This window comes from Paucibacter sp. PLA-PC-4 (assembly GCF_026241155.1).
Lineage (GTDB): Bacteria > Pseudomonadota > Gammaproteobacteria > Burkholderiales > Burkholderiaceae_C > Roseateles_E.
The window spans coordinates 138,441-160,942 of sequence record NZ_JAPFGP010000008.1; the positions used below are offsets into that span (position 1 = coordinate 138,441).

At 67.7% G+C, this 22,502-nt stretch carries 24 protein-coding genes and 1 pseudogene; 17 read left to right on the forward strand and 8 right to left on the reverse strand.

The genetic code is table 11. The annotated features are described in order from the left end of the window. Window positions 1–9: 9 nt before the first annotated feature. Both OOZ63_RS14185 and OOZ63_RS14190 read right to left on the reverse strand, forming a co-directional pair. A complete protein-coding gene (locus OOZ63_RS14185) occupies window positions 10–426 on the reverse strand; it encodes an organic hydroperoxide resistance protein (protein WP_266006181.1) in 417 nt (138 codons plus the stop codon). Window positions 427–930: 504 nt separating this feature from the next. After that, window positions 931–1,383: a hypothetical protein gene (locus tag OOZ63_RS14190; RefSeq protein ID WP_266006182.1), complete on the reverse strand. Its 453-nt coding sequence runs from the start codon at window positions 1,381–1,383 to the stop codon at window positions 931–933. 196 nt (window positions 1,384–1,579) lie between these two features. Between OOZ63_RS14190 and OOZ63_RS14195 the strand changes: the two genes are divergently transcribed. Both OOZ63_RS14195 and OOZ63_RS14200 read left to right on the forward strand, forming a co-directional pair. Next, window positions 1,580–2,194 carry an LD-carboxypeptidase gene (locus tag OOZ63_RS14195; RefSeq protein WP_266006183.1) on the forward strand — a complete coding sequence of 205 codons (615 nt, stop codon included), beginning with the start codon at window positions 1,580–1,582 and terminating at the stop codon, window positions 2,192–2,194. Next, window positions 2,161–2,613, forward strand: a complete 453-nt coding sequence (locus OOZ63_RS14200; RefSeq protein ID WP_266006184.1) for a hypothetical protein — start codon at window positions 2,161–2,163, stop codon at window positions 2,611–2,613. The genes OOZ63_RS14195 and OOZ63_RS14200 overlap by 34 nt, the downstream gene beginning before the upstream one ends. Here OOZ63_RS14200 and OOZ63_RS14205 read toward each other — a convergent pair. After that, window positions 2,570–3,067: a helix-turn-helix domain-containing protein gene (locus OOZ63_RS14205; RefSeq protein WP_266006185.1), complete on the reverse strand. Its 498-nt coding sequence runs from the start codon at window positions 3,065–3,067 to the stop codon at window positions 2,570–2,572. The two genes, OOZ63_RS14200 and OOZ63_RS14205, sit on opposite strands and share 44 nt — an antisense overlap. A gap of 100 nt (window positions 3,068–3,167) precedes the next feature. Here OOZ63_RS14205 and OOZ63_RS14210 point away from each other — a divergent pair, with 100 nt between their 5' ends. From OOZ63_RS14210 to OOZ63_RS14230, 5 genes are all read left to right on the forward strand, one after another. Further along, window positions 3,168–3,656, forward strand: coding sequence for a DUF2938 domain-containing protein (locus OOZ63_RS14210; protein ID WP_266006186.1), 489 nt, complete (start codon window positions 3,168–3,170; stop codon window positions 3,654–3,656). Between the two features lie 93 nt (window positions 3,657–3,749). Next, window positions 3,750–3,977 (forward strand): DUF2798 domain-containing protein, encoded by a 228-nt coding sequence (locus OOZ63_RS14215; protein WP_266006187.1) that lies wholly within the window; start codon window positions 3,750–3,752, stop codon window positions 3,975–3,977. A gap of 107 nt (window positions 3,978–4,084) precedes the next feature. Then, on the forward strand, window positions 4,085–4,678 hold the full coding sequence (locus OOZ63_RS14220) for an ECF-type sigma factor (protein WP_266006188.1): 594 nt from the start codon (window positions 4,085–4,087) through the stop codon (window positions 4,676–4,678). Next, the gene (locus OOZ63_RS14225) at window positions 4,678–7,359 is read left to right on the forward strand and encodes a serine/threonine-protein kinase (protein WP_266006189.1); all 2,682 of its coding nucleotides are present in this window, start codon (window positions 4,678–4,680) and stop codon (window positions 7,357–7,359) included. The genes OOZ63_RS14220 and OOZ63_RS14225 overlap by 1 nt, the downstream gene beginning before the upstream one ends. Before the next feature lie 92 nt (window positions 7,360–7,451). Then, window positions 7,452–8,444: a PEP-CTERM sorting domain-containing protein gene (locus tag OOZ63_RS14230; protein ID WP_266006190.1), complete on the forward strand. Its 993-nt coding sequence runs from the start codon at window positions 7,452–7,454 to the stop codon at window positions 8,442–8,444. Between the two features lies 1 nt (window position 8,445). Here OOZ63_RS14230 and OOZ63_RS14235 read toward each other — a convergent pair whose 3' ends face one another. Further along, complete coding sequence (locus OOZ63_RS14235) at window positions 8,446–9,756, reverse strand: MFS transporter (RefSeq protein ID WP_266006191.1); 1,311 nt, start codon at window positions 9,754–9,756, stop codon at window positions 8,446–8,448. Window positions 9,757–9,861: 105 nt separating this feature from the next. Between OOZ63_RS14235 and cyoA the strand changes: the two genes are divergently transcribed. The 10 genes and pseudogenes from cyoA to OOZ63_RS14285 all read left to right on the forward strand — a co-directional run bounded on the left by cyoA (window position 9,862) and on the right by OOZ63_RS14285 (window position 18,282). Continuing rightward, a complete protein-coding gene (cyoA, locus tag OOZ63_RS14240) occupies window positions 9,862–10,911 on the forward strand; it encodes a ubiquinol oxidase subunit II (protein WP_266006192.1) in 1,050 nt (349 codons plus the stop codon). Window positions 10,912–10,942: 31 nt separating this feature from the next. Beyond that, a complete protein-coding gene (cyoB, locus tag OOZ63_RS14245; RefSeq protein ID WP_266006193.1) occupies window positions 10,943–12,934 on the forward strand; it encodes a cytochrome o ubiquinol oxidase subunit I in 1,992 nt (663 codons plus the stop codon). A 14-nt stretch (window positions 12,935–12,948) separates the two neighbouring features. Then, window positions 12,949–13,581 carry a cytochrome o ubiquinol oxidase subunit III gene (cyoC, locus tag OOZ63_RS14250; protein ID WP_266006194.1) on the forward strand — a complete coding sequence of 211 codons (633 nt, stop codon included), beginning with the start codon at window positions 12,949–12,951 and terminating at the stop codon, window positions 13,579–13,581. Next, the gene (cyoD, locus tag OOZ63_RS14255) at window positions 13,578–13,970 is read left to right on the forward strand and encodes a cytochrome o ubiquinol oxidase subunit IV (RefSeq protein WP_266006196.1); all 393 of its coding nucleotides are present in this window, start codon (window positions 13,578–13,580) and stop codon (window positions 13,968–13,970) included. The genes cyoC and cyoD overlap by 4 nt, the downstream gene beginning before the upstream one ends. Before the next feature lie 3 nt (window positions 13,971–13,973). After that, the gene (locus OOZ63_RS14260; RefSeq protein WP_266006197.1) at window positions 13,974–14,774 is read left to right on the forward strand and encodes an SURF1 family protein; all 801 of its coding nucleotides are present in this window, start codon (window positions 13,974–13,976) and stop codon (window positions 14,772–14,774) included. Between the two features lie 10 nt (window positions 14,775–14,784). Then, complete coding sequence (locus OOZ63_RS14265) at window positions 14,785–16,104, forward strand: ATP-binding protein (RefSeq protein ID WP_266006198.1); 1,320 nt, start codon at window positions 14,785–14,787, stop codon at window positions 16,102–16,104. Then, window positions 16,101–16,643 (forward strand): response regulator transcription factor, encoded by a 543-nt coding sequence (locus OOZ63_RS14270; protein WP_266006199.1) that lies wholly within the window; start codon window positions 16,101–16,103, stop codon window positions 16,641–16,643. The genes OOZ63_RS14265 and OOZ63_RS14270 overlap by 4 nt, the downstream gene beginning before the upstream one ends. 117 nt (window positions 16,644–16,760) lie before the next feature. Beyond that, on the forward strand, window positions 16,761–17,045 hold the full coding sequence (locus OOZ63_RS14275) for a hypothetical protein (RefSeq protein WP_266006200.1): 285 nt from the start codon (window positions 16,761–16,763) through the stop codon (window positions 17,043–17,045). Window positions 17,046–17,162: 117 nt separating this feature from the next. Further along, window positions 17,163–17,432, forward strand: a pseudogene (locus OOZ63_RS14280) (PIN domain-containing protein); the annotation flags it as partial. A 244-nt stretch (window positions 17,433–17,676) separates the two neighbouring features. Continuing rightward, window positions 17,677–18,282: a hypothetical protein gene (locus OOZ63_RS14285; RefSeq protein WP_266006201.1), complete on the forward strand. Its 606-nt coding sequence runs from the start codon at window positions 17,677–17,679 to the stop codon at window positions 18,280–18,282. Between the two features lies 1 nt (window position 18,283). On the opposite strand, the gene OOZ63_RS14290 is transcribed toward OOZ63_RS14285, so the two are convergent. The 4 genes from OOZ63_RS14290 to OOZ63_RS14305 form a co-directional block, all read right to left on the reverse strand. After that, window positions 18,284–18,571, reverse strand: a complete 288-nt coding sequence (locus OOZ63_RS14290; protein WP_266006202.1) for a hypothetical protein — start codon at window positions 18,569–18,571, stop codon at window positions 18,284–18,286. A gap of 21 nt (window positions 18,572–18,592) precedes the next feature. After that, window positions 18,593–19,393 carry a DUF5694 domain-containing protein gene (locus OOZ63_RS14295; RefSeq protein WP_266006203.1) on the reverse strand — a complete coding sequence of 267 codons (801 nt, stop codon included), beginning with the start codon at window positions 19,391–19,393 and terminating at the stop codon, window positions 18,593–18,595. Next, on the reverse strand, window positions 19,390–20,223 hold the full coding sequence (locus tag OOZ63_RS14300) for a hypothetical protein (protein WP_266006204.1): 834 nt from the start codon (window positions 20,221–20,223) through the stop codon (window positions 19,390–19,392). Before OOZ63_RS14300 ends, OOZ63_RS14295 begins: the two co-directional genes overlap by 4 nt. Window positions 20,224–20,375: 152 nt before the next feature. Further along, the gene (locus OOZ63_RS14305) at window positions 20,376–22,499 is read right to left on the reverse strand and encodes a winged helix-turn-helix domain-containing protein (protein WP_266006205.1); all 2,124 of its coding nucleotides are present in this window, start codon (window positions 22,497–22,499) and stop codon (window positions 20,376–20,378) included. Window positions 22,500–22,502 lie beyond the last annotated feature (3 nt).

Genomic DNA, 22,502 nt, shown 5'->3' on the forward strand with positions numbered 1-22,502 from the left:
GGTGCGAGCTCACACCAGTTCGGTCGCGACGTCGATATTGCCACGCAAGGCCTTGGAGTACGGGCAGGTCTGGTGGGCGGCATCGATCAAGGCCTGGGCCGCGTCGCGCGGCAGGCCGGGCAGGCTGACCTGCAGGCGCGCCTGCAGGAAGAAGCCGCCCTCACCGGTGCCGAGATCTATCTCGGCCGTCACTGCCACATCGCCGGGAAGGTTCACGTTCAGCTGCCGTGCCGCGTGGCCCATGGCGCCGATGAAGCAGGCCGACCAGCCGGCACCGAGCAATTGCTCTGGATTCGTGCCGGGGCCGCTGCTGCCGGGGCGGGACAGCTGGACATCCAGGCGGCCGTCGGCACTACGCGCCGCGCCCTCGCGGCCCCCGGTGGTGTGGGTGCAGCCGGTGTAGATGACTTGATCGATCTTGGACATGAGAATGCTCCTGAACTGAGGTGGAGCCTTCATTGTTTGGGCGCGGCCGCCTTTTTGCGCGGTTCTCGTGTGCCTGTGTAGCGCTTGTGGCAAGGCCATACAGTACGTTACACAAGCCCTCAAAGCAAAGACGTTTCAGGGTCAGGTCTTGCTGCTCGGTGCTCGAAACAGCAAGAAGTCCTTGCGGGCCAGACCATGCTTCCTGCTATCCCGCTCCGCTTCGTTCAGGCGGCCTGATGGCTCCCGCAGCCGTGATCCGCAGGCGCTGCGAGCAGCCCAGTGCGCTGTAGGAGGATGGACCGGCCCCGGTGATCGACGCGATGTTCAGCCGCGAGGAGCCGCGTACCGGCACCAGACCGGCAAACCCTGCCCGGAATGCGGCAACGCGGCCATGTTTAACAAGGACGGCTGCGATTTCTGCACGGCTTGTGGGTATGCGGGGCAGTGTGGGTAGAGAAGACTCAATGCGATCTGGTTCAGGCTGCAGGGAAGGCCAGCAAGAGGCTAGGCCTCCCCGCTCTTGTGAAAGATGTCCTTGATGATGGCCACGCCCGCTTTGCGCGGGTGTACCAGGACTTGTACGTCCTGGCCGGTTTCAAGTGCGAGCACCCGCCTGGTTCGATGAACCGGCTGCCAGCATCGGTGGGTCGCGCCGTTGAGCTCATACGAGAAATCAATGCGCCCCCGATCTTTCACCAGCTGGATCTGCGTGATATGCCCAGCGGATGGAATGCCGCTGCGAAACAGTTCAAGAACACGCAGACAGCGCCACGCGAGGAGGCCGGCACACGCCGCAGCAAGAGGCAGTCCGACCTCCAGCAGCAGCGCCCACTTGGAGCCGGCGACCGGAAAGCCATGCGGATACAGCGCCGCAATCACAAGAATCATCGGCAGGCCTATCGCGGCAAAGAGCGCCGGCCAGTCTGTGTTCACGATGCCAAGGAGGCTGGGTCGCATGGTGGTGGTGTTGGTGCGTAGGATTTGAGTTAGGGCCCGCGTTGCGGGCCGCGAGTCCGATGGACGCGCGCGTGCCGCCGATTGGATGCAAGCGCGTGTCGCCCGTCAATCATCCCTGTGGGGGGCTCGGTCCTGGCGGCGCACCTGTCACACTGTGTATAGCAAAACCTGACCCCACCCTTGCTATCTTGCCCCGATGCTGAACTTTCCCGCCCCGCTTCGCCCTGGCGACCTGATCGCGGTCACCGCGCCTTCGTCGGGCGTGCCTGCGCCGCTGCATGCGCGGCTGGACCTGGTGATCGCGCACCTGCGGGCGCAGGGCTATCGAGTGATCGAGGGCGCTTGTCTACGTGCCGAGCACAAGGATGCCAGCGCACCAGCGGCTGAGCGGGCGGCCGAGCTGATGCGCTTTCTGACCGACCCCTCCGTCGCGGCGGTGCTGCCGCCCTGGGGCGGCGAACTGGCCACCGAGCTGCTGGACCGGCTGGACTTCGAGGCGCTGCGCGGGCTGCCGCCGAAATGGCTGCTGGGCTTCTCGGACCTGAGCACGCTGCAGCTGCCGCTGGCCCTGTGCAGCGGCTGGGCCTCGGCCCATGGTGCCAATCTGATGGACCTGGTGCCCAGCCAGACCGATCCGCTGACCACCCAGGTGATGGCGGTGCTGGCGGCCGACTGGCGCGAACCGGTGCTGCAGCGGCCGGGCCCGCTCTATCAAGGCCGCTGGGGTGACTTCGCGGCACGGCCCGATGTGCCGCTGCTGCTCAGCGAGCCTGTGGCATGGCAGCGGCTGGACGGCGGTACGGCGCGCTGAGCCTGCAGGGCCATCTGATCGGCGGCTGCATCGACACCATCGCCTGGCTGGCCGGCACGCGCTATGGCGCGGTGCCGAACTTCATCCGCGCTTGCGGCACTGCGGGCACGCTGCTGTATCTGGAGAACTGCGAGCTGAACCCGCCGACGCTGGCGCGTGCGCTGTGGAGCCTGCGCCGCCAGGGCTGGTTCGACGGCCTGACCGGGCTGCTGGTCGGCCGCAACAGCGGGCCTGAGGCGCTCCAAGCCGATGGCCTTGCCTACCGGGACGCGCTGGACTCGGTGCTGGGCGAGCTGGCCTGCCCGGTGCTGATCGACCTGGACATCGGCCACAAGATGCCGCAGTTCACACTGATCAATGGCGCGCTGGCGACTATCAGCTTCGCGGACGGGCGCGGCGTGCTGTTGCAGCGGCGCTAGACCCGGCGTCTGGCGCGGTGCCGGTCTGTTCTCGCACGGCGGCACGCAGGCCCTGGCGCTGCCGGTCCAGCGCGCCGGATGCGGCCGCCTTCAGAAGGCCCTGGAAGGTCGGGCATTGCGCGTGGCTGGGCGCGCTGCAGGCGGCGGCGTGCCTCAGGCCGCGGCTGATGGCCCGCAGCTGCCGGATGGTCTGGTCGATATCCTCCGCCTTGGCCGCGAGTAGCTCGCGGTCGATGCGGGGCGGGCCGCTCGGGGTCAGCATGGCGCCAATCTCGTCCAGCGACAGCCCGCCCGCCTGCCCCAGCGCGATCAGCGCCAGCTGCTCCAGCACTGCGGGCGCGAAGCGGCGTCGCGTGCCCTCCGGCCCCAGCGAAGCGATCAGCCCGCGCTTCTCGTAGTAGCGCAGCGTGGAGGCGGCCAGGCCTGAGCGTTTGGCGACTTCAGAGATGTCCATGCGTTTTGAGTCCAGGCAATCACCGCTTGACTTGAAGTTGACTTTAACTTCTATCCTGAGCACAAGTCGCAATCAAGTCAACCGCAAAGGCATACCTCGCATGACATCGCTCCAGGACATTTCTCGTGTCGTCCTCATCGGCGCCGGCGCCACCCTTGTGATGGACGGCTGGCTTTGGCTGCTGCGCCGCCTGGGTTTGCCGACGCTGAACTTCGCGCTGATCGGGCGCTGGATCGGGCATCTGCCGCGCGGCCGCTTCCGCCACGCACCGATCGGCGCCGCTGCGGCCGTGCCCGGTGAGCGGGCACTGGGCTGGCTGACGCACTACGGGACGGGTGTCGTGTTTGCGGCCTTGCTGGTGGGTGTGCAGGGCCTGGGCTGGGCCCGGCAGCCCACGCTGGTGCCGGCGCTGGTCTGGGGGGCGGCGACCGTGCTGGCACCGCTGTTCGTGATGCAGCCGGCCATGGGCGCGGGCATCGCATCGTCGAAGACGCCGACGCCGCTGAAGAACTGCCTGCGCAGTCTGGCCAACCATCTGGTCTTCGGCCTGGGGCTTTACCTGTCGGCCGCCGTGCTGAGCCGTCTCTGATGGCGTCTGCCTGAGCGGAATTTCACGGCACTCCACAGCATTTCACCCGGACCCACGAGCGGGTCTGTTTTTTCACTTCATCCGGAGATTCTGATGATTCCCAAGCAATACGCCCCCCTGCTGTTCGGCCTGATCCTGTCCGGCCTGATGTCCCTGCTGGTCTCGGGCATCGCGACCTGGCGCTCCCTCGGGCTGTCGCCCGACTTCGCCGGCCTGTGGATCGCCGCCTGGCTGACTGCCTGGCTGGTGGCCTTTCCCGCCGTGCTGCTGGTCGCGCCGCTGGCGAGGAAGGCGGTCGAGCGCATGACGACCAAAGCCTGAGGGACTCGCGGCCGGGCCGCGAGGTTTTCTGCGCGCATGTCGATCCCCAAGTTTGGCGCTTTGGCCCGCAAGATCCGGCCCGGGCTTGATGTGATACTGGGCTCAGCATGGACCGCCCGCCGCCCCCCGAGTCGCTGACCGCCCTCCTGCGCGCCGCCCATGGCGGCGACCGGGCCGCAGCCGACCGGGCCTTTGCCGAGCTCTATCCTGACCTGCTGCGCATCGCCCGCGCGCGCCTGCGCAGCAGCCACCGGCCCGACACCCTGCTTAACACCCAGGCTCTGGTACACGAGAGCTTTCTGCATTTCGTCCAGGGCGCCCGGCTGACGATAGCGGACCGCAAGCATTTCTTTGCTTACGCCGCCAAGACCATGCGCCACATCGTCATCGACTTCGCTCGCCACCGCAACGCGGCCCGGCGTGGCGGCGGTGGGCAAGACCTAACTCTCGATACCCAGCGCGCGTCCGATGTGGGCGCGGGGCAGGGCGCTGATGCCGCCGCCGTACTCGATGTCGAACGCGTGCTCAACGAGCTGGAGCTGCTCGATGCCAAGCTGGCCCAGGTGGTCGAGATGCGATATTTCGGCGGCTGCACTGATGCCGAGATCGCGCTGGCCATGGACATCACCGACCGCAGCGTGCGCCGCTACTGGGACAAGGCGCGCGCCTTCATGCGGCTGCGGCTGCAGGGCAACGCCTGATGCGCGCGCCGGTCGATGCCGCCGCATGGGCCCGGATCTCGCGACGCTTCGACGAGGCATTGGATCTGGCGCCGACGCTGCGCGCGGCCTGGCTGGTGGCGTTGGAGTCCAGCGAGCCGGAGATCGGGGCTGCGCTGCGCGGCCTGCTTGCTGCCCATGAGCAGGCCGATGACGGCAGTTTGGCGGCCGCGCCCGCGGGCTTGGTGGCCCAAGCCCTGGTCGAGCGGGCCGGCGCGGCGCTGGTGCCGGGTGCGATGGTCGATTGCTACCGGTTGATCGAGCCGCTAGGCCAAGGCGGTATGGCCAGTGTCTGGCTGGCCGAGCAGACCGAGCATGTGCTGCGCCGTGTCGCGCTGAAACTGCCGCATCGCGGCCTAGGCCCTGAGACGGAGGAGGCCGCTGCCGCGAGCGTCTCCAGGCGCTTCATCCAGGAGCGCGATCTGCTAGCGGGGCTGGAGCACCCGCATATCGCGCGCCTGTATGACGCCGGCTTCGCCATCGACGGCCAGCCCTATCTGGCGATGGAATGGGTGCGCGGGCAGACGCTCACGCGCTATGCCGATCAGAACCGCCTTGACCTGGCAGCAAGACTGCGGCTGTTTCTACAAGTGCTCAGCGCGGTCGGCCATGCGCATTCGGCCCTGGTCATCCACCGCGACCTGAAGCCGTCCAATATCCTGGTGACGCCCGATGGCCATGTCAAGCTGCTGGACTTTGGTATCGCCCATCTGCTGGGCACGGCTCTGCCGCTGGACGGGCACACATTCACGCCCGACGCGGCCGCGCCCGAGCAACTGGCCGGGCGCAGCCTGGGCACCGCCTCGGATATTTACTCGCTGGGTGTGGTGCTTTACGAGCTACTCAGCGGCCGGCGGCCCTACCGACTGCCGGCCGGCTCGGCCGAGGCGATGGGGGCTGCGCTGGCGGGCTTGGGCATCAGGCCGCCGAGCAGTTGGCGCCGCGTGTTGGCCGGTGATCTGGATGCGCTGGTGATGTGCTGCCTAAACCAGGATCCGGCTGCTCGCTATGCCAGCGTCGATGCCCTGGCCAAGGACATCGAGCGCCATCTGGCCCGCGCGCCGTTAGCGGTGCGCGGCCGCTCGGGTGGCTATCTGCTGGGCCGTTTTCTGAGTCGCTACCGTTGGTGGGTGGCCGGCGGCGGCCTGTTGTTCACGTCGCTGGCCGGCGGCTTGGGGCTGAGCCTGTGGCAGATGCAGCGGGCCGAGCTGCAGCGCGCGGTGGCCGAGCGGGCGGCGGCGCGCGAGGAGGCGCTGCGCTACCAGCTGATCGGCCTATTCCGCAGCGCGATAGCCGATCCCAGCGCGGCGATGGCCGCCGGCCCGCTGACCGCCAAGGCGATGTTGGACCGCAGCGCCGCACGGGTGATCGCCGAGTATCGCGACGACCCGCAGCGCGCCGGCAAGCTGACCATCACGCTGGCTGATCTGTATGGGGCGCTGGGCGATGTCGAGGGCCAGCTGCCGCTGCTCGAAGGTTTTCTGGCGGCGGCCGGGCCTCAGGCCGATGCACAGGATCTGGCCCTGGTGCGGCAGAAGCTGGCCAATGTCGAGCTGCTGCGCGGCCGCGTGGCGGCGGCTGCGCATCAGCTGGCCAAGGCCGAGGCGTTCTGGGCGACTGCGCCCGCAGTCCATCGCGAGCCGCTGCTGGAGGGTCTTCTGATACGGGGCAGCTTGCAGCGGGCGCAGGGCGATCTGGAGGGCTCCCTGGCGACGTTTCGCGGCGCCATCGCCCAGCGGCAGGCGCTCTCGGGCGAGCGGCACCGCGAAACGGCCCTGCTCTACAACTCGATGGCCATCACGCTGACGGTGGCCAACCGGCTCGACGAGGCCCTGGCCGCTTACCGCCGCACGCTGGTCATCTTCGAGCAACTGGGCCGCGCCGAGGACCTGGACGCGCTAGTGATACGCGGCAACACCGGCACCTTGGCGCTGCGCCTGGGGCGGCTGGCCGAGGCCGAGCCGGTGCTGAAGACCGCCTTCGAGGCGCAGCGCCGGCGCGGCGGCGATTCGGCGGCCGTAGCTGCCGCGATGGGCATGTACGGCGCGGCGCTGAGCCAGCGCGAGCGCTGGGGCGAGGCCCTGCCCGTGCTGCGCGAGGCCCTGGCCCTGGCCGAGCGCTTTGCCGGCCCGGCCAGCCCGCTGGCGCTGCGCGGCCGGCTGATTCTTGCCGAGGCGCAAATGGGCTCAGGTGATCTGGCCGGGGCCACCGCCAGCCTGGATGCGGCCCAGGCTCGGCTGGTCGAGCGCCTGGGGCCTGGCCATCTGCTGGCCCTGCGCCTGGGCCTGCTACGGGCCCGGCTGGCGGCGCAGCGCGGCGACCATGCCAGTGCTCAGCGGCGGTACGAGGCCTTGCTGGCACCGCTGGAGGCGCTGGGCGCGCCGGCGCTGACCGCGCTGGCCGAGGCCCGGTTGGGCCTGGGCGAGGCCTTGCTGGCCCAGGGCCGGGCATCGGAGGCGGTGGTGCCGCTGCGCGCCGCGCTGGGGCTGCGCGAGCAGCTGCTGTGGGCGCAGTCCTGGGAGCTGGCCCTGGCCCGCCTGCGCCTGGGCCAGGCGCTGCAGCGCAGCGGTGGCCCTGGTGCCGCCGAACTGCTGAGCGAGGGCCGGGCCGGCCTGCTGACCCAGCTCGGGCCGACGCACTCCCTGACCCGCTCGACCCCCTAATTTGTGTTGGACGGGCCTGTCCGCGTTGGCGGCGTTTTGGCGTATGCCCCTGCGACAAGGAATTTTCCTGTCGTTTCCCCAGGGAGCTCATCATGAAGTCAAGATCGTCGCCATTGCTGCTGGCCCTGCCGTGGGCGTTTGCGGCCCTGGCCGCCCAGGCCTCCACCCAGAAAGTTCTGACGGTAGGCGGTCCGGGCGCGGGCACGCCGGGCTACACCTACACCTACGGCGGCCAGCCCTATGGCAGCAGCAACCGTTTCAACCCGCTGCCCGGCAAGGTGCTGCAGATGACCTGGCAGAACGATGCGACCAACACCAGCGGCCTGGTCTCGGCCGAGCTGGGCCGCTTGCGCGTGGCCGAGTTCGGCTCGGGCCGGGCCTTCGCGACGGATGGCAGCCGCTTTGGCATCGGTGGCAGTGGGCGCTCGGCCTCCTTCGAGGACATGGTGGGCTTGGACGGCGCGGGGATCAAGGAGGGCGCGGTGGTGCGCATTGACTACCACTTCGGCGGCCAGGCTGGCGGGCGCATCGAGACCAATACCGAGTACGGCAACGAGCTGGACATCGTGGCCGAGCTGCGCATGCGGTTCGGTCCCGAGGGAATGAGCGTGACCGAGCGCACCTGGGCCACGCACGATGTGTTGGCCGGCGGCCAGACGCGCACGACGCTGGCCAGTAGCGGCCTCTTCGATGTCACGGCCACCGGCTTCAGCATGAGGCTTGGCCCGAAACCGCAGTTCGGGACCTACCGTTTCGATGTGGATTGGACGCTGGATCTGCGGGCGCAATGCCTGTTCACGCTCTCGGCCCTGCCGCCTCATCTGCCGGCCCCGTCGGGTGGTTGCAGCTACAGCGCCGACTATGGCAACACCGCCAGTTTCATAGGGCTGAAGGTGTACGACGGCGTCAGCGGTGCCCTGCTCGACCCGTCCACCTACTACCTGCGCTCGGACAGCGGCTTTGACTATGGCGAGGGCTTCGGCAACACGGCGCCGGTGCCCGAGCCGCAGAGCTGGGCCTTGCTGGCCCTGGGCCTCACTCTGCTAGGCTGGCGCCGGGCGCGCCAGGCAGCAGCAGTGAGCTGAGTCAGTCGCGGGCGTTGCGCAGGCGGTTGGCGCGCAGCGCCAGCAGCGTGCAGGCTACGCCCGACAGCAGATAGAGCGTGACGGCGCCGAGGCCGAAGCGGGCCGACAGGCCCAGCGCCACCAGTGGCGCAAAGGCGGCGCCAATCAACCAGGCCAGATCCGCCGTCAGCGCTGCGCCGGTGTAGCGCATGCGTGGCAGGAAGTTGGCCGTCACCGCGCCGGCCGCTTGGCCATAGCTCAGGCCCAGCAGCACGAAGCCGAGCAAGATGAAGGCATCCTGGCCCGCCTGACCGCCATCCAGCAGCAGCGGCACGAACAGACTGAACACGCCAATGGCCGTCGCAAGCATGCCCAAGGTGCGGCGCCGGCCGATGCGGTCGGCCAGCAGTCCCGACAGCGGCATTGCGCCAGCCGCCAGCAGCGCACCGATCACCTGCACGACCAGCACCTCGCTGACCGGGCGCTCCGAGAACAACATGATCCAGGACAGCGGGAACACCGTGACGATGTGGAACAGCGCATAGCTGGCCAGCGCGGCGAAGGCGCCGATCAGCACATTACTGCCCTGGCTGCGCAGCAACTCGCCAACATCGCAGGGCTCCAGTTCCTTGGCATCGAGCTCGCGCTCGTACTCATGAGTGACCACCAGACGCAGCCGCGCGAACAGCGCCACGACATTGATTGCGAAGGCAGCAAAGAAGGGGAAGCGCCAACCCCAGTCCAGGAAATCGTGCTCGGACATATTGCCCCACAGGTAGGCAAACAGTCCGCAGGCGATCAGAAATCCTAGCGGCGCGCCGAGCTGGCCCAGCATCGCGTACCAGCCTCGGCGGTTTTCCGGAGCGTTCAGCGCCAGCAGCGAAGGCAGGCCGTCCCAGGAACCGCCAAGGGCCAGGCCCTGGCCGATGCGGAACAGAGCCAGCAGTGCGATGGCGCCCAGGCCTAGGCTGTGATAGCCGGGCAGCAGGGCCATGCCGGCAGTCGAGCAGCCCAGCAGGAACAGCGCTGAGGCCAGCTTGGCGCTGCGGCCCCAGCGACGCTGGATGGCCATGCCGGCCACCGTGCCGATCGGCCGCACGACAAAGGCAAAGGCGAACAGCGCGAATGCGTACAGCGTGCCCTCCAGCCGGTCGGCGAAGGGGAAGAAAACCGCCGGAAATACCAGCACCGAGGCGATGCCGTAGACGAAAAAGTCGAAATACTCGGAGGCTCGGCCGATCACGACGCCGACGGCGATATCGCCGGGCGCCAGACTGTGCTCGGGCTGAGAGCCCTGGATGCCGGGATGGGTGAGGGTGCTACTGCTGGCCATGTCTCGCTTGCCTTGGACAAAATGTCCTATCGTTGATTTGGGTCAATCAAGATACATTTCTGACCGATGCGCAACTAGCGTTTTCCCGCCGGCCTGGTATTCCCGATGTCCCCAAAACCTTTAGTCGATACCACCTTAGCACGACTGGGCCTGCTGGCCCTAGCCCTGCCGCTGGGCGCTTGCAATATGGTGGTCATGAAACCCTCGGGCGATATCGCCCAGCAGCAGGCGCAGTTGATCGTCACCTCGACGATTCTGATGCTGCTGATCATCGTGCCGGTGATCGCGCTGACCCTGTTGTTCGCCTGGCGCTACCGCCAGAACAACAAGTCCGCCACCTACAGTCCCGACTGGGATCACTCGACCCGGCTGGAGCTGGTGATTTGGGGCGCGCCGCTCTTGATCATCATCGCGCTTGGCGCGATCACCTGGATCAGCACCCACAAGCTCGACCCTTACCGCCCGCTGGACCGCATCGCGGAAGGCCGGCCGGTGCCCCAGGGGCAGGCGCCGCTGGTGGTCGAGGTCGTGGCGTTGGACTGGAAGTGGCTGTTCCTCTACCCCGAGCAGGGTATCGCGACGGTCAACGAGCTGGCCGCGCCGGTGGACCGGCCCATCCAGTTCAAGATCACCGCGTCCACGGTGATGAACTCCTTCTACATCCCGGCGCTGGCCGGCCAGATCTATGCGATGCCCGGCATGCAAACCATGCTGCATGCGGTGATCAACAAGCCCGGCGCGTTTGATGGTTTCTCTGCCAATTTCAGCGGCGATGGCTTCTCGCACATGCGCTTCAAGTTCCACGGCTTGTCCGAGGCCGACTTTGATCAGTGGGTGCAGAAGAACAAGGCCGAGGGTCTGGCCTTGACCCGCGCCGACTATATGCAGCTGGAGCAGCCCAGCGCGCGCGAGCCGGTGCGCCGCTATGCGACGGTGGCACCTGGCCTGTACGACGCGATCCTGAACCGCTGCGTCGACGGCAGCAAGATGTGCATGGCCCAGATGATGGCCATTGACGCCGCCGGCGGCCTGGGCAAGGGCAGCATCGACGGCCTGTCGACCAAGCCCTGGCGGAGCGTCGAGCGCAGCTATGTGGCTGCGCTGTGCACGCCCGAGAACGCTGGCGATTTCAGCCTCGCACGCAGCCAGCCCTGACGCGAACCGGATACAGAGCGAGACCCTCTCCATGCAAGATTTCAACACGCTCCTGTTCGGCCGCCTTGGTCCGGATGCGATTCCCCATGACCCCATCATCTGGGCCACCTTCGCGATGGTGCTGCTGGGCGGCACGGCGCTGCTGGCAGTGATGACCAAGTACCGGGTCTGGGGCCCGCTGTGGCGCGACTGGATCACCAGCATCGACCACAAAAAGATCGGCATCATGTACATGGTGCTGGGCATTGTGATGCTGCTGCGCGGCTTTGCCGATGCGCTGATGATGCGTGCCCATCAGGCCATGGCCTTTGGCGACAACGCGGGCTTCCTGCCGCCCCACCATTACGACCAGATCTTCACGGCGCACGGCGTGATCATGATCTTCTTCGTCGCGATGCCGCTGGTGACCGGCTTCATGAACTACCTCATCCCGCTGCAGATCGGCGCGCGCGATGTGGCCTTCCCCTTCCTGAATAACTTCAGCTTCTGGATGACCACCAGCGGCGCGGTGTTGATGATGATCTCGCTGTTCGTGGGCGAGTTCGCGCGCACCGGCTGGCTGGCCTATCCGCCGCTGTCGGGCATTTTGCAAAGCCCTGGCGTCGGGGTGGATTACTACATCTGGTCCCTGCAGATCGCCGGCGTCGGCACCTCGCTATCGGGCATCAACCTGATCGCCACCATCATCAAGATGCGTGCGCCGGGCATGACGATGATGAAGATGCCGGTGTTCACCTGGACCTCGCTGTGCACCAATGTGCTGATCGTCGCCGCCTTCCCGGTGCTGACTGCCGTGCTGGTGCTCTTGAGCCTGGACCGCTACGTCGGCACCAACTTCTTCACCAACGATCTTGGCGGCAACGCCATGATGTATGTGAACCTGATCTGGATCTGGGGCCACCCCGAGGTCTACATCCTGATACTGCCGGTGTTCGGCATCTTCTCCGAGGTGGTCTCCACCTTCAGCCGCAAGAAGCTGTTCGGCTATGCCTCGATGGTCTACGCGACGGTGGTGATCACCATCCTGTCCTACCTTGTGTGGCTGCACCACTTCTTCACGATGGGCTCGGGGGCCAGCGTCAACAGCTTCTTCGGCATCACGACGATGATCATCTCGATCCCGACCGGGGCCAAGATCTTCAACTGGCTGTTCACGATGTACCGCGGCCGCATCGAGTTCGAAGTGCCGATGCTGTGGACCATAGGCTTTATGGTGACCTTCGTGATCGGTGGCATGACGGGCGTGCTGCTGGCCGTGCCGCCGGCCGACTTCGTGCTGCACAACAGCCTGTTCTTGATTGCCCACTTCCACAACGTCATCATCGGCGGCGTGCTGTTCGGCCTGTTCGCCGGCATTAGCTTCTGGTTCCCCAAGGCCTTCGGCTACAAACTCGACCCGTTCTGGGGCAAGACATCGTTCTGGCTCTGGCTGGTTGGTTTCTGGATGGCCTTCATGCCGCTGTATGTGCTGGGCCTGATGGGCGTGACCCGCCGCATGAGCCACTTCGAAGACACCTCGCTGCAGATCTGGTTCCAGATCGCCGCTTTCGGTGCGGTGCTGATCGCGCTGGGCATTGCTGCCTTCTTGATCCAGCTGGTGGTCAGCTATATGCGTCGCGAGCAACTGCGCGACCACACGGGTGACCCCTGGGGTGGTCGCACGCTGGAGTGGTCGACGTCGTCGCCGCCGCCTGACTACAACTTCGCATTCACACCGGTCGTGCACGAGCTCGACGCCTGGCACGATATGAAGCAGCGCGGCGCGCAGCGTCCGACTGCCGGTTTCAAGGCTATCCACATGCCCAAGAACACTGCGGCCGGCTTCGTGATCGCGGCGCTGTGCACGGTGTTCGGCTTCGCGATGGTTTGGCATATGTGGCTGTTGGCCGGGCTGAGCTTCGCGCTGACCGTGATCGCCTCCATCGCCCACACGTTCAATTACAAGCGCGACTTCTACATCCCTGCCGATGCTGTAACGCGCAGCGAAGACGCCCGCACAAAGGCCCTGGCGGCCCTTGCCTGAGAGCGACCCCGACCATGCAAACCTCTCCCACGCTCACCGCCGGCCCTAACCACGGATCCCCGGTGTTCTACGACAACGGCGATCACCACCCGCAGCAAGGCACGCTCCTGGGCTTCTGGCTCTATCTGATGAGCGACTGCCTGATCTTCGCGGTGCTGTTCGCGGTCTATGCAGTGCTGGGCCGCAGCTATGCGGCCGGCCCCTCCGGCGCCGATCTGTTCGACTTGCAGCTGGTCGCGATCAACACCGCGATGCTGCTGTTCTCGTCCATCACCTACGGTCTGGCGATGATCGCAATGCAGCATGGCCGCAAGCAGGGCGTGCTGACCTGGCTTGCGATCACCGGCCTGTTCGGCCTGGCCTTTTTGGGCCTGGAGCTCTATGAGTTCCACCACCTGATCGCGCAGGGTGCCACGCCGCAGCGCAGCGCCTTCCTGTCGGCCTTCTTCACCCTGGTCGGCACCCACGGTCTGCACGTCACCTTCGGCATCATCTGGCTGCTCGTGCTGATGGTGCAGGTCAACAAGCTGGGCCTGACGGTTGAGAACAAGCGCCGCCTGATGTGCCTGTCGATGTTCTGGCACTTCCTGGACGTTGTCTGGATCGGTGTCTTCACCTTTGTCTATCTGATGGGAGTGCTGCCATGAGTCAGCAAAACGGCCAGCAACACGGCGGCGACCACCACGACGATCATCACGATGACGGCGCGGCCTATCACGCCACCGTCAAGGGCTATGTGATTGGCTTCGTGCTGTCGGTGGTGTTGACGGCCATCCCCTTCTGGCTGGTGATGGGCAAGGTTCTGCCTTCGTCGAGCCTGACGGCCTTCGTGATCCTCGGCTTCGCGGCCGTGCAGATCGTCGTCCACATGATCTACTTCCTGCACATGAATGCCAAGATCGAGGGCGGTTGGTCCATGCTCGCGCTGATCTTCACCATCGTGTTGGTCGTCATCATGCTGGCCGGTTCGATCTGGGTGATGTTCCACCTCAATGAGAACATGATGCCCGTGCACGATATGCGCAACATGCCCTGATCCGTGACGGCATTCGTTGCTGCTCCTGGGCCGCGTCGGCGCGGCGCCCTCGTGGCGCTGCTGCTGCTCGCGGCCTTGTTGTTTGCCGGGCTGCTGGCCCTGGGCGTCTGGCAGTTGCAGCGCCTGGCATGGAAGCAGGACCTGATCGCTCGCGTCGAGGAGCGCCTGGGCGCCGAGCCTGTGGGCGCGCCCTCTCCGTTGTCCGATGGCAAGACCTGGCCCTCGATGAATCGCGCAGAACATGAGTATCGCCGCCTGCGCGTGCAGGGCCGCTTCGACCACACACGCGAGGTCCAGGTCTGGGCCAGCACCGCATTGGGCAGCGGCTACTGGGTGCTGACGCCGCTGTGGGTCGTTGAACAGCAGGCCGCCGGAGCGGGCTTTTGGCTGCTGGTCAACCGCGGCTTTGTGCCGCCCGAGCAGCGCGATCCGGCCGGCCGCGCGCAGCCGCAAGGCCCGCAGCAGATCACCGGCCTGCTGCGCCTGAGTGAGCCGGGCGGCAGCCTGCTGCGCCGCAACGACGCGTCCGCCGGCCGATGGTACTCGCGTGATGTGGCGGCCGTTGCCGCCGCGCAGGGCCTGAAGGGCCCGGTCGCCCCCTATTTCATCGATGCCGGTGCCGACGACCCTGCCACCGCCGTGGCCTGGCCGCGGCCCGGCCTGACAGTGCTGCAGTTCAGCAACAATCACTTCGTCTACGCGCTGACTTGGTTTGCGCTGGCGGTCATGGTGGGCGGCGCAGCCGTCTTGCTGTGGCGCCATCATGCCGCTGGAGAACCGACGCTTGTCCCCCACCGAGACTGAAGCACGGCCGATGCCCTCCGCAGAGAGCGGCCAGGCCCCCGAGCACCAGGCCGGCCGCAACAATCTGCTGCAGCTGGTGCAGTTGCGCTGGCTGGCGGTGGCCGGGCAGCTGGCCACCATTCTCTGCGTGCATTTCGCGCTCGATGTACAGCTGCCGCTGCTGGAGATGCTGACCCTGCTGGCGGCGCTGGCGCTTTTCAACGTGGCGAGCTGGCTGCGCAGCCGGGTTGCGACCGGCGTCGGCAGCCGTGTGCTCAACGGCGAGCTGTTCGCTGGCCTGCTGGTCGATGTGGGCGTGCTCAGCGGCCAGCTGTTCTACAGCGGCGGCATCACCAACCCCTTCATCTTCCTGTTCCTGCTGCAAGTGGCGGTCGGCGCGGTGCTGCTGCGACCCCGCTACATCTGGGCGATGGTTGCACTGACGAGTCTGTGCTTTATCGTGTTGACCCAGTGGCACCGGCCGCTTCGCCTGCCCGATCTGAGCATCCCGGCGTTGTCCACGCACTACGTCGGTGGCCTCTTGTTGTGCTTCACGCTGAACGCGGCCCTGCTGGTGATCTTCATCACTCGCATCGGCCGCAATCTGCGCCAGCGCGATGCCCGGCTGGCGGATCTGCGCCAGCGCGCGGCCGAGGAGGAGCACATCGTGCGCATGGGCCTGCTGGCCTCGGGCGCGGCCCATGAGCTGGGCACGCCGCTGGCCACCTTGTCGGTGATCCTGGGCGACTGGTCGCGCATGGCGCCGTTTGCCGGCGACCCCGAGCTGCGCGAGGAGATCGAGGAGATGCAGGTGCAGCTCAAGCGCTGCAAGACCATCGTCAGCGGCATCCTGCTGTCGGCCGGCGAGGCGCGCGGCGAGGCGCCGATCGAGCGCGGCCTGCACGATTTCCTCGACGAGCTGGTGGCCGAGTGGCGCAGCACCCGGCCGGGCCAGCAGCTTCACTACGAGCGCGACGGCCTGCCCGATCTGCCCATCATCTCCGACTTCGCGCTCAAGCAGATGGTCGGCAATGTGCTGGACAACGCGCTGGAGGCCGCGCCGCAGGCGCCGCTGCGCCTGCTGGCCTTCTGCGAGGACGAGACCCTGGTGCTGCGCGTGCTGGACCGGGGGCCAGGTTTTGCTCCGGCGATGCTGGAGCGTTTCGGCAAACCCTACCAGTCCAGCAAGGGCAAGCCCGGCGGCGGGCTGGGCTTGTTTCTGTCGGTCAACGTGGCCCGCACCCTGGGTGGGCGCATCGAGGCGCGCAACCGCCCCGACGGTGGCGCCGAGGTCAGCATGCGGCTGCCGCTGGCCGCGCTGAGCCCGCATCAGAAAGAGCACGACGAATGAGTCACGACGACGAACGCCTGCTGCTGATCGTCGAGGACGACGACGCATTCGCCCGCACCCTGCTGCGCTCCTTCGAGCGGCGCGGCTACCGCGTGCTGCGCGCCACCCAGCTCGGCGAGGTCCAGGCCCTGCTGAGCACCCACAACCCCGGCTATGCGGTGGTTGACCTTAAACTCGCCGGCGGCGATTCGGGTCTAGCCTGCGTGCAGACCCTGTATGCCCATGACGAGCAGATGCTGATTGTTGTGCTGACCGGCTACGCCAGCATCGCCACCGCCGTCGAAGCCATCAAGCTCGGCGCCCGTCATTACCTGGCCAAGCCCGCCAACACCGACGATATCGAAGCCGCCTTCGCCCGCGCTCAGGGCGACGCCGAAGTCGAGCTGACCGAGCGCACCACCTCGATCAAGACCCTGGAGTGGGAGCACATCCACGAAACCCTGGCCGCCACCGGCTTCAATATCTCCGAGACCGCGCGGCGCCTGGGCATGCACCGGCGCACGCTGGCGAGGAAGTTGGAGAAGCAGCGGGTGAAGTAGGGGAGGTTCGCGCGAGGTCGGATCAGTGCATGGCAGGCGCCGGACCTGCTGGCGCGTACACTGGGCGCGAGCCTGGCAAGGCCGTCCCACGCAGGCTGCTGTGAAGGAGGACGCCCCATGACTGCCATCGTGATCGAGCATGTGCCCGTGGCTGACTTGCCCCCGGCCTGGCGCGCTCAACGGGCCCAGACAGCGGACACCCTGGGCACTGTGCGCATCGAAAAGGAAGAGCAAGCCAAAGCCAAAGCCAAAGCCACCGCGCCGGCCGCAGAGTTTGTGAGCGACGATCCCGCCTTCGGCATCTGGCGCGACCGCGAGGACCTCGCCGATATTCAGGCCTCTGTGCGTCAGCTGCGTGCCCCACGCTACGGCCGCGATGGCGCGCGCATGGAGTCGACCTGACGCGCGACCATGCTGGTCAATACCGATGTGCTGGTCTGGCATTTGCGCGGCTACGCACAGACCACGCGCCAGCTTGATGCGCTGGACGCACTCACACTGTAGGCGGTCAGCTATCTTGAGCTGCTGCAGGGCATGCGCAACAAAGCCGAGCTCGCGGCGCTGACAGAGATGTTAGAGCGGCGCGGCGCCACCGTCCTGACGCTGACCGAAGCCATCACAAGCCAGGCCACCGGCTTGATGGAAGCGCTGACCTTGAGCCATGGCCTGCAGATGGGCGATGCGCTGATCGCCGCCACAGCCCAGGAGCATCGACTGCCGCTGCTGACTGGCAACATCAAGTATTTCGCGGCCATTGAAGGCCTGATCATTCACGGGATCTCGATTTAGGGCGAGGGCGAGTCAAAGGGGCCGAACGCATTCTTGGACCTAGACCCTGGAGCGGGGATATATCCACGAAATCCGGGCCGCCACCGGCTTCAACATCTCCGAGACTGCGCGGTCAGTTGGCCTGACTGCTGATTTCTTGACTGTAGTTGGCCCCGGTTTCGGCTGCTATGTCACAGCCGAAGCAGCAGCCTTTGCCATGCTGCATGGACAATCGCTCCCAGCCTCTCCAGCAAGGACGCCCGCCATGAGCAGTAGCAGCGAAATCAGCAGATCTGTCGCCCCCGCCGACCGCTTCGCCGGCGCCGTGCTGGCCCTGGTGGCGCAGACACCCGGCTCAACCCAGCGCCTGAGTTCGCGCCCAGCCGAGGAGGCGCGCGGTTTGGCGCGGCTGGCGGCGTCGAAGGCGGCGTTGGCGGCCGGCGCGTTGGCGCTGCCGCCGGGGCCCCTGGGCTGGCTGACGGTGGTGCCGGAGATGATGACGGTGTGGCGCATCCAGGCGCAGCTGGTGGCCGATGTGGCCGCGCTGTATGGGCGCAGCGCCGAGCTGGGGCAGGCGCAGATGCTGTACTGCCTGTTTCGCCACACGGCGGCGCAGGCGCTGCGCGATCTGGCGGTGCGGGTCGGCGAGCGCTTGCTCGTGCGACCGCTCGCCGCAGCCAGCCTGAGCCGTGTCGCGGCAGCGCTGGGCCTGCAGCTGAGCCAGCGCGCAGTGACCAAATCGGTCGGGCGCTGGGTGCCTCTGCTGGGCGCGGCCGGGGTCAGCGCCTATGCCTATTACGACACGCTGAAGGTGGCGCAGGCGGCTCAGGAGCTGTTCGAAAGCGAAGCGGTGATTGAGAACCCGGCCTAAGTTACTGCTGAGTGGCGATGCGGTTGAACTCGGCCCAAGTCTGACACTCATCGAGCTGCTTCTTGCGGTTCTCGCTGACCAGGGTTTGCAGCCGGCTGAGCAGCGCGTTTTTGCGCTCGAGCTCGCGCGGGTTAGGTGCCGGCAGTTGGCGTGCCATCTCTAGGCCTGTGTCCACGGCTTGGCGGCATTGCGCCGGCTTGGCGCCGCCGCCCGCGGGGACTTGAGCCGCCGCGAGCAGGCTGGACAGGCTCAGGGCCAGTGACAGGATTAGGGCATTGTTCTTGCACATCGCGGTTCCTATGTTTGTCCATCAATGCAGATAGGGCTCGGCCTCGACGAGCATCCAGCCGGGCTGCTCCAGCACGCATTGGCGCAGAAGATGGCTGTGGCCGGCACCGAACAGCAGCAGCACCCGGTCGCCGGGCCGCGCCGACTGGCGCAGGCGGGCGCAGATCGCGGTGTTACGTGCCTGCCAGCGGCCGAGCAGCTCGGCGCCGGGCTGCTCGGCCCCGGCGCCATAGCCGAGCACGCCAACATACCAAGCATGGTCGGCCCGGATCGCCTCGGGGCGGTTGATCTCGCGCAGCAGCGCGGCCACGCTGGCGCTGCGCGCACGCTGCTCGAAGGCTCGGGTGCGCGCGCCGATCTCGTCCACCGAGCGCTGCAGCTCGGCGGCGCGGCCGATCTTGGCGGCAAAAGCCTGCAGCGCCGCGAAGGGGAACTCGCCCGGCGCGTCCACGCCCAGCACCTGTGCCAGTCCCATGCGGCGCGCAAGTCGGTAGCCGATCTGCTCGATCTCGTTGCGATCGGGCGAGCCCACGTCACTCAGATAGCGCCGATAGCCCGGCACAGCCCGGCCCGGCAAGGCATCGGCGCGGGCTTCGACCGCCACCATGGTGGGCCGGAACGAGGCCAGGCGCTCGGTCAGCTCGACCAGCTCGGCCTGGCGTTGGGGTGACAGCACATCGTCGAGCTGGGCGTTGTGCAGGTCCAGCCCCGGGTTGGCGAAGTGGTAGCTGCCCAGCACCATCACCTGCACCTCGGCCATGCCCAGCAGCGGCGCCAGCAGCAGTGCGGCGATCAACGCCGTGGCGCGCAGCCGCCTTTTCATGGTCGCTGCCCCAGCGGCGCATCGCCCGGGCAATGCTGGCGCGGCGCGGTGGCCGCTGCCGCGTCGGCCGCCACCTGTCGCAGCAGGGCCTGCTGTTCGGCGGGCACGCCATTGTTGGCCAGCGCGGGCAGGGCCAGTGGCGAGGCCCCGGTGAGGGTGGTGTACAGCATCAGGGCGGTCAGATAGGCGCCAGCCGGGGAGGAGTGGTTACCGTCGCCGGCGTACAGGCCCAGCCCCGGGTGGCGCTGCAGGGCCAGCTCCCAGGCCTGGCCGATCGGGGCCACGCAAGCCGGCTGCTGGCCGGCGATGGCGGCGTGCAGCGAGTAGATGCGCTCAGTCTCGGCCACACCCAGGCGCGGCCATTCCGGGAACATCACCGGCATCGCGCCGAGCTCGCGCGCCACACGGATCAGGCTTTGAGCCTCGCTGGTCGAGTAGCTGTACTGCCCGGTGGTACTGTACTTCTGGGCCTGCAGCACGAGTACGGTCCATCGCCTGCCGCGCAGCAAGGCCATCGAGCCGGCATCGGCCAGGCGCTCGTCGAGGAACATCCAGCCCGGTGCCTCGGTGGCGGCCACGCGTTTGCCGGGCAGGCCGGCGCTCAGCAGGGCCTCCAGCTGCCGAGGCAGGGCGTTGAGCGAAGTGTGGCTGTTGCCCATCATCAGCAGCGTGATGTCGGCATCGGCGGGTGCCGTTTGCGTCGGCTGCTCCGCCGAGTCGGCCGGCGCCGGGCTGCTGCCGCCGCCACAGGCCAGCGCCCCCAGCGTCACGACCGCCAAGCTCAGCCTGAGGCACCAACGGCGTGAACCGTCAACGTTGTCGTCCAGCACCACGGCCTCCTGCAAGCGGCCGCCGAGCCCGTCCCGGCAGCAAGCCCGCAGTAGGCCGCGAGCCGGGCCTGACCCACAAGCCCGGTCCGCTCCAAACCCTGTCCAAAAAATATTTCTTAAGGCCTGACAAGCACTTGCGTGCACCACCGGGCTTAGCGCGCCTGCATCAGATCTGCCACGGCGGTATTGGCCAGCTCCACCCAGGCGCTGCCATCGGCGTCCAGCGCGAAGCTGGCCCGCTCCGGAAAGCTGCCCAGCGCATGACTGCTGAGCAGCTCGGTCGGGTGCTCGCCGGCCAGATCGAGGCGGCGGAAATACTCACCCTGGCTGCCGCGGGTCAGTAGCACCAGCCCCTGCGGGCCCAGCCGCCAGTCCAGCAGGGTTTCGCCCTCAGGCAGGGCGGTTGCGATCAGCTGCTCGGGCCCGCCTGCCAGCGGGTGCCGGCGCAGCTCGTCGCTGAAGCGGGCCTGGTAGAACAGGGCGCTGCCGTCGACTGCCCACTGCAGCGCCTGGCCTGGCGGCCGCTCGGTGTCCAGCGGCGTGGCGGCCGGGCTACCGGCCAGGCCAAAGCGCCAGAGCTGCCAGCGCCCACCGCGGTCGCTTGCAACCCAGACCTCGCTGCCGCTGGGGTGCCAGCTGGGCCGGCCGTACTGGGCCGCATCGGCCGTCAGCGGCCGAACCTGCCCGCTCGCCACATCGAGCAGGCACAGGCCGACTCGCTTGCCGGGCCCGCAATTGCCAAGAAAGGCCAGCCACTCGCCGCTTGGCGAGGCCGCCGGCGCGGCGGGCTGAAGGTCCAGCGCGGTTAGCGCCCGAGTCCGGCCGTCTTGGCCGCTGCGGGGCTCGGAGCGCCACAGCTCGGCGCGGCCGGAGCGTGCCGAGACAAAGAACAGGCCGCCGGTCGCCGGATCGGACGTCGGGGCGCGGTCGTTGACCACCGCGCCGGGCAGGCGTTGCGGCTGCGCACCGGCGCCCCAGGCCAGCCGCGCGATGCCGATATGCGAGCGCATCAGCGCGTAGACGAGCGGGCCGTCGGCGCTGCGCAGGGGCGCACTGCCCTCCAGACCCAGCGGAATGCTCTGCCCGGTCTCGCGCTGCCAGCGCATCAGCACCCGGCTGTCTTGCCGGGTGGTCGAGAAGATCAGGTCGCGGCCGTTCTCAGCATGGGTCAGGCCGTGCAACCGGTACAGGCGCATCTGGCTCAGGCGCTGCACCTGGCCGTCCAGGCCGGCCTCATAAAAGTCGCGGCTGCCGTCGGCCGGGTCCTGGCGCGCAAACACCAGGCGCCGGCCGTCCAGCGACCAACTCGGCTGGTGGTCAGGCATCGCGGCCGGCGGGGCGCTGCTCAAGCGTCGCAGGCCGCTGCCATCGGGGGCCACCAGGAACAGGCCGCCGACTCCGTCGGCCTCGGCACTGAAGGCGATGTTGCTGCCATCAGGCGACCAGGCGACGCTGGGCGTGAACAGCGCGCTGCAGCGCGCCAGTGCCTGCTGCTGAGCAGGCTCGCTCAGCCGGTACACCCAGAGCTGGCACTGCCCGTCGGCGGTCGCGGCGATGTAGGCGATGGCGTTGCCGTCGGGCGACCAGCTCAGGCCCTGCACATCCATGCCCTCGGGGCTGAGGGCTTGGGGCACGGCGTCCAGTTCGGCGGCTGGGCGCAGATGGAGCCGGCCCCCACCCTTGCCCTGCCACCAGGCGAAGGCCAGCAGCCTGCCGTCGGGCGAGAGCTGCCCCAGGTATTCATGGCCGGGCTGGTGCGTCAGCGGCCTGACCTCGGGCAAGGTCGCTGGCGCCGTGCCGCCCGGCCGCAGCCACCAGACGGCGAGGAGGGCGGCCAGCACCAGCAGGCCGGCCAGCAGCGGCCAGCGCGGCGGGGGCAGCGCTGGCGTCGGCGCGGGTGCTGTGATCGGTGGCACCGTGATCTGCGGTTGCGTTGGTGGCGGCGGCGCCAGCGCACGCACCGGCGCGATCAGCCGGTAGCCCTTCTTCGCGATGGTCTCCAGATAGCGCGGCGCCTCTGGGTCGTCGCCGAGGGCTTGGCGAATCGTCCAGACGGCGGTGTTGATGGCCTTGGGGGCGACAAAACGGTTGCCCTGCCAGATCGTGTCGATGATCTCCTCGCGGCTCACGGTCTCGCCGGGCCGGCCGGCAAGCAATACCAGCAGAGCCATGGCCTTGTTGCGTAGCGGCCGGATTTCGGCGCCGCGCTGTAGGCGGTTGCCGGCGGCATCGACCCGCCACTCGCCGAGTTCAAAGATCTCGCGGGCTGGGTCCATGGG

What these genes read in the sequence shown, in the direction of transcription:
- OOZ63_RS14185 (WP_266006181.1), bottom strand. Translation starts at nt 426, where the DNA reads ATGTCCAAGATCGATCAAGTCATCTACACCGGCTGCACCCACACCACC.
- OOZ63_RS14190 (WP_266006182.1), bottom strand. Translation starts at nt 1,383, where the DNA reads ATGCGACCCAGCCTCCTTGGCATCGTGAACACAGACTGGCCGGCGCTC.
- OOZ63_RS14195 (WP_266006183.1), top strand. Translation starts at nt 1,580, where the DNA reads ATGCTGAACTTTCCCGCCCCGCTTCGCCCTGGCGACCTGATCGCGGTC.
- OOZ63_RS14200 (WP_266006184.1), top strand. Translation starts at nt 2,161, where the DNA reads ATGGCAGCGGCTGGACGGCGGTACGGCGCGCTGAGCCTGCAGGGCCAT.
- OOZ63_RS14205 (WP_266006185.1), bottom strand. Translation starts at nt 3,067, where the DNA reads ATGGACATCTCTGAAGTCGCCAAACGCTCAGGCCTGGCCGCCTCCACG.
- OOZ63_RS14210 (WP_266006186.1), top strand. Translation starts at nt 3,168, where the DNA reads ATGACATCGCTCCAGGACATTTCTCGTGTCGTCCTCATCGGCGCCGGC.
- OOZ63_RS14215 (WP_266006187.1), top strand. Translation starts at nt 3,750, where the DNA reads ATGATTCCCAAGCAATACGCCCCCCTGCTGTTCGGCCTGATCCTGTCC.
- OOZ63_RS14220 (WP_266006188.1), top strand. Translation starts at nt 4,085, where the DNA reads ATGGACCGCCCGCCGCCCCCCGAGTCGCTGACCGCCCTCCTGCGCGCC.
- OOZ63_RS14225 (WP_266006189.1), top strand. Translation starts at nt 4,678, where the DNA reads ATGCGCGCGCCGGTCGATGCCGCCGCATGGGCCCGGATCTCGCGACGC.
- OOZ63_RS14230 (WP_266006190.1), top strand. Translation starts at nt 7,452, where the DNA reads ATGAAGTCAAGATCGTCGCCATTGCTGCTGGCCCTGCCGTGGGCGTTT.
- OOZ63_RS14235 (WP_266006191.1), bottom strand. Translation starts at nt 9,756, where the DNA reads ATGGCCAGCAGTAGCACCCTCACCCATCCCGGCATCCAGGGCTCTCAG.
- cyoA (WP_266006192.1), top strand. Translation starts at nt 9,862, where the DNA reads ATGTCCCCAAAACCTTTAGTCGATACCACCTTAGCACGACTGGGCCTG.
- cyoB (WP_266006193.1), top strand. Translation starts at nt 10,943, where the DNA reads ATGCAAGATTTCAACACGCTCCTGTTCGGCCGCCTTGGTCCGGATGCG.
- cyoC (WP_266006194.1), top strand. Translation starts at nt 12,949, where the DNA reads ATGCAAACCTCTCCCACGCTCACCGCCGGCCCTAACCACGGATCCCCG.
- cyoD (WP_266006196.1), top strand. Translation starts at nt 13,578, where the DNA reads ATGAGTCAGCAAAACGGCCAGCAACACGGCGGCGACCACCACGACGAT.
- OOZ63_RS14265 (WP_266006198.1), top strand. Translation starts at nt 14,785, where the DNA reads ATGCCCTCCGCAGAGAGCGGCCAGGCCCCCGAGCACCAGGCCGGCCGC.
- OOZ63_RS14270 (WP_266006199.1), top strand. Translation starts at nt 16,101, where the DNA reads ATGAGTCACGACGACGAACGCCTGCTGCTGATCGTCGAGGACGACGAC.
- OOZ63_RS14275 (WP_266006200.1), top strand. Translation starts at nt 16,761, where the DNA reads ATGACTGCCATCGTGATCGAGCATGTGCCCGTGGCTGACTTGCCCCCG.
- OOZ63_RS14285 (WP_266006201.1), top strand. Translation starts at nt 17,677, where the DNA reads ATGAGCAGTAGCAGCGAAATCAGCAGATCTGTCGCCCCCGCCGACCGC.
- OOZ63_RS14290 (WP_266006202.1), bottom strand. Translation starts at nt 18,571, where the DNA reads ATGTGCAAGAACAATGCCCTAATCCTGTCACTGGCCCTGAGCCTGTCC.
- OOZ63_RS14295 (WP_266006203.1), bottom strand. Translation starts at nt 19,393, where the DNA reads ATGAAAAGGCGGCTGCGCGCCACGGCGTTGATCGCCGCACTGCTGCTG.
- OOZ63_RS14305 (WP_266006205.1), bottom strand. Translation starts at nt 22,499, where the DNA reads ATGGACCCAGCCCGCGAGATCTTTGAACTCGGCGAGTGGCGGGTCGAT.